Below are 6,431 nucleotides of genomic sequence, written 5' to 3' on the forward strand. Positions count from 1 at the left end.
GCGGCGGCCGCGCGGCCTCGGGCAGGCGGCGGCCGCGCGGCCTCGGGCAGCGGCGGCGCATCGGCCCAGTCGCGCTTTCGGGCGCGCCGCGGCAGCCGCGCCACCACCGCGGCCCACAGCCCGTCGCGCGCGTACTGCAGCACCAACACGAGCAGCACGCCGAACACGATCACCTCGTAGCTGCCGCTGCCACCGAGCAGCCGCGGCAGCAGCACCTGCAGCTGGTCCTCCAGCAGCTTGACGACGGCCGCGCCGGCGAGTGCGCCCCACACGTGGCCGACGCCGCCGATCACCGCCATGAAGAGGTACTCGATGCCCATCTTCAGGCCGAACGGCGACGGATTGACGCTGCGCTGGAAGTGCGCGAACAACCAGCCCGACAGGCTCGCCAGCAGCGCGGCGAGCACGAACACCGCGACCTTCGCGCGGAAGGTGTCGATGCCCATCGCCTCGGGCATCGTGCTGCCGCCCTTCAGCGCCCGCAGCGCGCGGCCGCTGCGCGAATCGAGCAGTTGCGTGGCCGCCAGCGCCGCCAGCAGCACCAGCGCCCACAGCAGGTAGAAGAAGCTGCGGCCGGTGTTCAGCGGCAGGCCGAAGAACCCGATCGGCGCGATGCCGAGCAGGCCGTCATAGCGGCCCAGCGCCTCCAGGTTGCCGAACAGGTAGAACAGGCTCAGACACCAGGCGATGGTCGCGAGCGGCAGGTAGTGGCCCGACATGCGCAGCGTGATCCAGCCGAGCAGCAGCGCGGTGAGCGCCGTCAGCGCCAGCCCGCCGAACACCGCGAGCCACGGCGACAGCCCGAGGTTCAGCGTCAGCCACGCGCTGCTGTAGGCACCGAGGCCGACGAACGCCGCCTGGCCGAACGAGGTCAGCCCGGCGATGCCGGTCAGCAGCACGAGGCCGATCACGACCAGCGCGTACAGCCCGATGTAGTTCAGCTGCGTGATCCAGAACTCCGGCACCGGCAACTGCGGCAACAGCGCCAGCACGGCGGCGAACGCGACGAGGAACCAGCCTCTACTCGTCATCGGATTCGCCGTGCGTGAAGCTGCGCCACAGCAGCACCGGCAGGATCATCGTGAAGACGATCACTTCCTTGTAGGCGCTGGCCCAGAACGAGCCGAACGATTCGAGCCAGCCGACGAACAGCGCACCGGCCGCCGCGCCCGGGTAGCTCGCGAGCCCGCCGAAGATGGCCGCGACGAAGCCCTTCAGGCCGATCAGGAAGCCGGTGTCGTAGAACATCGTCGTCGTGGGGCCGATCAGCAGGCCCGACAGCGCGCCGATGAAGGCCGCGAGGCCCATGCTCCAGCGCCCGGCGCCTTCCGTCGAGATGCCCATCAGCCGCGCGCCGAGCCGGTTCACGGCCGTCGCACGCAAGGCCTTGCCCTGCAGCGTGCGCCCGAAGAACAGCCACAGCCCGACGATCAGCGCGGCCGAGACGAGGAAGATGATCAACGCCTGCCCTGACAGCATCAGCGGCCCGGCGCGAAAGCGCTCGTCCCAGAAGCTCGGGTTGCGAAAGCCCTCGGCGCCGAAGAACAGCAGGCCCAGGCCGGTCAGCGCGAAATGCACGCCGACCGAGACGATCAGCAGCACCAGCACCGACGCATCGGCGAGCGGCCGGTACGCGAGCCGGTAGACCAGGGGCCCGAGCGGCGTGACGATCGCGAGCGTCAGCAGGCTTTGCAGCAGCAGCGGCAGCTGGCGCGGCGCGGCCCACAACGCGAGCAGCGTCACCGCGGCCGGAACGGCCAGTGACAGCGCGGCGTCGCGCGCGATGCGGCGGGCGGGCTGGCCTGCGCGCGCCGCGCCAAATGCGTCGCGCAGCGTGGCCAGCACGGCCAGGATCCCGAGCAGCCACACGGTGCCGGGGAGCTTGCCCATCTGCAGCATCGCGAGCGTCAGCGCTCCGTACGCGACGAACTCCCCCTGCGGGATGAAGATCACCCGCGTGACCGCGAACACCAGCACCAGCGCGAGCGCCAGCAGCGCGTAGACCGCACCGCTGGTCGCGCCGTCGAGCAGCAGGATGCCCGCGATCGAGAGGTCCATCAGAGAGAAGTGGCCGTCACTTCACCACTTCCCAGTCGCCGTTGACGACCTTCAGCAGCACGCCCGTGTCGGGCGTGAAGCCGAAGTGATCGGCCGCGGTGTAGTTCAGAACGCCCTGCGACACCGGGATGCGGCCGGCCGTCTCCAGCGCCTCCTTCAGCGCGGCGCGGAATTCCTTCGTGCCGGGCTTGGCCTTCTTCAGCGCCATCGGGATGATCTTCTCGAGCACGATCGCTGTGTCGAACGCGTGCGCGCCGAACTGGTTCGCGCTCTTCGGGCCGAAGGCCTTCTCGTACTGCTCGATGAAGCGCAGGCCGATCGCCTTGCTCGGGTTGCTGTCGGGCAGCTTGGGCGCCACCAGCGCCGGGCCGGACGAGACGAACGAGCCTTCGACATCCTTGCCGCCGACGCGGATCAGGTCGAGGGTGGCCGCGCCATGCGTCTGGTAGATCCTGTCCTTCGGGTAGCCGCGCTCGACCAGGCCCTTGTGCGGCATCGCCGCGCCGCTGCCCGAGGCCGCCACCAGGATCGCATCCGGGTTCGCACCCACCAGCTTCAGCGCCTGGCCGGTGATGCTGGTGTCGGCGCGCGCGAAGCGCTCGACGCCGACGTTCTTGATGCCGGCCGCGGTGGCCTGCGCCGTGATGTCCTTCAGCCACGCTTCGCCGTACGCATCGGCGTAGCCGACGAAGCCGAAGGTCTTCACGCCGGTCTTCTTCCAGTGCTCGACGATCGGGATCGCCATCACCGCGGTCGACTGCGGCAGCCGGAAGGTCCAGGCGCCCTTGCCCTCGGGCAGCGGGATCGGCGACAGCGCCAGCTGCACCGTCTGTGCCTCGGCCGCCACGTCCGACATCGCGATCGCGATCGGCGTCGCCGACGAGCCGACGATGAGGTCGACCTTGTCCTCGGTGACGAAGCGGCGGGCGTTCTTGACGCCGACGGTCGGGTCGGTGGCGTCGTCGAGCACGATCACGTTGAGCTTCTCGCCGGCGATCGTCGCGGGCCACAGGCTGATGCCGTTCTTGCTCGGGATGCCGAGCGCCGAGGTCGGGCCGGTCAGCGGGACGCTGACGCCGATCGTCACGTCGGCCCGTGCGCCGGCCGCGAGGGTGGCCAGGGCCGCAGCGGCCAGCCAGGTCTTCAGGTGCTTCATGGGGGTGTCTCCGTTCGGGGTCGTGATTCTGTCCGGCAGAGTGCGCGGATGTCATCCGGCACCGCGATGGACTTCAATTTTCCCGTGGCATCGCGTGTCACGAAGATGCGCGTCTCGCGGCCTTCGCAGACCAGCTCGCCGCCGCGCGTGACGCGGTGCAGCTGCACGAAGGCCTTGCCGTGCCAGGCCTCGATGCAGGTCTCGATGTGGATCGTCTCGCCGTAGGTGACCGACTGGATGAAGCGCGTGTGGATCTCCAGCAGCGGCGTGCCGACGATGCCGCGCGTCTTCTCGAGCACGCGCCACGGCGGCACGCCGCACTGCATGAAGAACGACAGCGAGGCCGCATCCATCCAGCGCGAGAAGTTCGGGAAGAAGACGATGCCGGCCGGGTCGCAGTCGCCGAAGTTCACGGCGACGGTGTGCGTGGTGGTGCGGGATTCGCTCATCGCGTTGCGGGCAGCAAGAGGCCGGGGGCGCTGCCGTCGTGCAGCTGCTCGACCAACCCGGCCCGGCAGGCCAGCACCGCGCGCTGGTTGATCGATCCCTTGTCGGTGACTTCGCCACGGTCGATCGCCGGCGGCTCGGCCAGCAGCAACGCACGGGCCACGCGCGTCGCGCTGCCGGTGCCGGCGTCGTGCAACGTGTCTAGCCAGTGCTGGAAGAACGCCCGCACCGGCGCGGCGGCCAGCACGTCGGCGAGCGGCGCATCGGCCGGCAGCCCGGCGAGCACCCGGCAGCGGTCGGCGCGCGGAAACACCAGCAGCCCGATCTCGTTGCGGTTCAGCCCGGTGACGACCACGTCCTGCACGCACGGGTCGCCGGCCGCGATCGCGCGGGCGCGCAGCGGGCCGACCGACACGAAGGTGCCGGTCGCGAGCTTGAAGTCCTCGGCGATGCGACCGTCGAACGCGAGGCCGCGCTGCGGGTCGGCCGGGTCGACCAGGCGCACCGCATCGCCGCTCGCGTAGAAGCCTTCGTCGTCGAAGTACGCGGTGGACGGCTGGCGCCAGTAGCCCGGCGCGACGTTCGGCCCGCGGTAGCGCAACTCGGCCTTGTCGCCGCTCGGCACCAGCTTCAGCTCGATGCCTGGCGCCGGCAGGCCGATGTGGCCGGAGCGCACGTCGCCGCCGTTGGCGCAGATCGCGAACGGCGCGGTCTCGGTCATGCCGAGCCCCGTCAGCATGCGGATGCGCTCGCCGCAGGCGGCCTCGGCCAGCCGGTCGAGCTGGTCCCACACCGGCTGCGAGAGCCCGGCGCCGGCGAAGAAGAACATCTGCACGCGGCTGAACAGCGTGTCGCGCAGCGCGGCGTCGTGCTCCAGCGCGTTGGCGATCTCCTCAAAGCCCTTCGGCACGTTGAAGTACACGGTGGGCGCGATCTCGCGCAGGTTGCGCAGCGTGTGGCCGATCAGCGCCGGCGTCGGCTTGCCGTCGTCGATGTACAGCGTGCCGCCGTTCCAGATCGTCAGGCCGACGTTGTGGTTGCCCCCGAAGGTGTGGTTCCACGGCAGCCAGTCGACCAGCACCGGCGGCGTCTCGCCGAGGCACGGGAAGCACTGCAGGATCATCTGCTGGTTGCTGCACAGCATGCGCTGCGTGTTGATCACGCCCTTGGGCGCCTGCGTCGAGCCGGAGGTGAACAGGATCTTCGCGATGGTGTCGGGGCCGACGCGGGCGTGGGCCTCGTCGACCGCATCGGTGGGCGTCGTCGCGAGCAGGTCGGCGAAGTGCAGCAGATGGCGGCCCTCGACCGCGCCGGTCGCCAGCGCGAGCGGCGTGCCGGCCGGCAGCGCGGCGTCGATCGCCCGCGCATAGGCATTGCCGTTCGCGGCGAACACCAGCCCCGGCGTCAGCACCCCGAGGATGTGGCGCAGCTTGGCGTGGTCCTGCGACAGCAGCGAGTACGCCGGCGAGATCGGCGCGCACGGCACGCCGGCCCACATCGCGCCGAGCGTCAGCAGCAGGTGTTCGAGGTCGTTGTCGGAGAGGATGGCCAACGGGCGCTCGGGGCCGAGGCCGATGTCGAGCAGCGCCTGCGCGATGCTGCGCGCGCCGAGCACGGCGTCGCGATAGCTCAGGTGCCGCCACACGCCCTGCGCGTCGCGCTTGGCGGCCAGCGTGCGGTCGGGCACCTTCGCGGCCCACTGCTGCAGGCGATCGGTCAGGCGCAGCGGGTGCGGCTGCAGCGGCTCGGTCGATTCGACAAGCAGGCTGCCGTCGTCGGCCGGCACGAAGCGGGCCGAGAGCGAACCGCCCAAGGCAACCCGCCGATACCGAGGCACCACGGTGCTCATGACTTCGCGACCTTGCCGGCCTTGCCGTCGAGGAAGTCGCGCATGCGCTGCTTGGCCGCATCGTCGGCCTGCGCAATCGCGGCCATCAGCGATTCGGTGAACAGCCCGGCCGCCTGGCCCTGCTCGGCGATGCGCGGCAGCGCGTGCATCACCGCGAAGTTCGACAGCGGCGCGTTCGACGCGATCTTGCGCGCCAGCTCGAACGCGGTCGCGAGGCCCTGCCCGTCGTCGACCAGGTACTGCGACAGCCCGATGCGCTGGCCCTCTTCGGCGTCGTGCACGCGGCCGGTGAGCATCATGTCGCTCATGCGGGCGACGCCTATCAGCCGCGGGATGCGGGCCGAGCCGCCCCCGCCGACGAACAGGCCGCGCTGGCCTTCGGGCAGGCCGTAGAAGCTGCTGCGCTCGGCGACGCGGATGTGCGCCGCGCTCGCGAGTTCGAGCCCGCCGCCGACCACCGCGCCGTGCAGCACCGCGACCACCGGCACGCGGCCGAACTGGATCTGCTCGAAGGCCGCATGCCACGAGCGTGAATGCAGGATGCCTTCGGCCGCACTGCGCTCGCCGAGCTCCGACAGGTCGAGCCCGGCGCAGAAGTGCGCGCCCTCGCCGCTCAGCACCACGGCGCGCACGCCGGCATCGAAGCCGGCGAACACGCGTTGCAGCTCGGCGATCAAGGCGTCGTTCAACGCGTTGCGCTTGGCGGGGCGCGTCAGCCGCACGTGGGTGACCGGGCCGTCACTCGAAACATTCAACAGGGAGGTGCTCACGACCGGGGTGGTTGAAGCCTGGATGGTTATGAGTCTTAAGCAAACCGCCGCTGGACACAGCGGGGAATACCCCGTGGTTCTGTGCTTTCGCATTGGGTTCGGAAGGCGCGTGCGGGGAGGCTGTGGTGCGCCGGCCGGTGCGGTCTTCGCC

At 70.6% G+C, this 6,431-nt stretch carries 6 protein-coding genes; all 6 read right to left on the reverse strand.

Annotated features, from left to right (window positions below):
- The coding region (locus AC1D01_RS16335) for a branched-chain amino acid ABC transporter permease (protein WP_477868014.1) at positions 1-1,031 on the reverse strand (1,031 nt) is incomplete at its 3' end.
- A complete protein-coding gene (locus AC1D01_RS16340; protein WP_477868016.1) occupies positions 1,021-2,058 on the reverse strand; it encodes a branched-chain amino acid ABC transporter permease in 1,038 nt (345 codons plus the stop codon). The genes AC1D01_RS16340 and AC1D01_RS16335, both read right to left, overlap by 11 nt.
- A gap of 16 nt (positions 2,059-2,074) precedes the next feature.
- Positions 2,075-3,214: an ABC transporter substrate-binding protein gene (locus AC1D01_RS16345; RefSeq protein ID WP_477868018.1), complete on the reverse strand. Its 1,140-nt coding sequence runs from the start codon at positions 3,212-3,214 to the stop codon at positions 2,075-2,077.
- A complete protein-coding gene (locus tag AC1D01_RS16350; RefSeq protein WP_477868020.1) occupies positions 3,211-3,663 on the reverse strand; it encodes an acyl-CoA thioesterase in 453 nt (150 codons plus the stop codon). Before AC1D01_RS16350 ends, AC1D01_RS16345 begins: the two co-directional genes overlap by 4 nt.
- On the reverse strand, positions 3,660-5,510 hold the full coding sequence (locus tag AC1D01_RS16355; protein ID WP_477868022.1) for a feruloyl-CoA synthase: 1,851 nt from the start codon (positions 5,508-5,510) through the stop codon (positions 3,660-3,662). The genes AC1D01_RS16350 and AC1D01_RS16355 overlap by 4 nt, the downstream gene beginning before the upstream one ends.
- On the reverse strand, positions 5,507-6,280 hold the full coding sequence (locus AC1D01_RS16360) for a crotonase/enoyl-CoA hydratase family protein (RefSeq protein ID WP_477868024.1): 774 nt from the start codon (positions 6,278-6,280) through the stop codon (positions 5,507-5,509). The genes AC1D01_RS16355 and AC1D01_RS16360 overlap by 4 nt, the downstream gene beginning before the upstream one ends.
- Between the last annotated feature and the right edge of the window lie 151 nt (positions 6,281-6,431).

It is taken from the genome of Rhizobacter sp. P3_B12 (genome assembly GCF_056402895.1).

Coding starts and splice junctions, on each gene's coding strand:
- AC1D01_RS16350 (WP_477868020.1), bottom strand. CDS start 3,663: ATGAGCGAATCCCGCACCACCACGCACACCGTCGCCGTGAACTTCGGC.
- AC1D01_RS16340 (WP_477868016.1), bottom strand. CDS start 2,058: ATGGACCTCTCGATCGCGGGCATCCTGCTGCTCGACGGCGCGACCAGC.
- AC1D01_RS16345 (WP_477868018.1), bottom strand. CDS start 3,214: ATGAAGCACCTGAAGACCTGGCTGGCCGCTGCGGCCCTGGCCACCCTC.
- AC1D01_RS16355 (WP_477868022.1), bottom strand. CDS start 5,510: ATGAGCACCGTGGTGCCTCGGTATCGGCGGGTTGCCTTGGGCGGTTCG.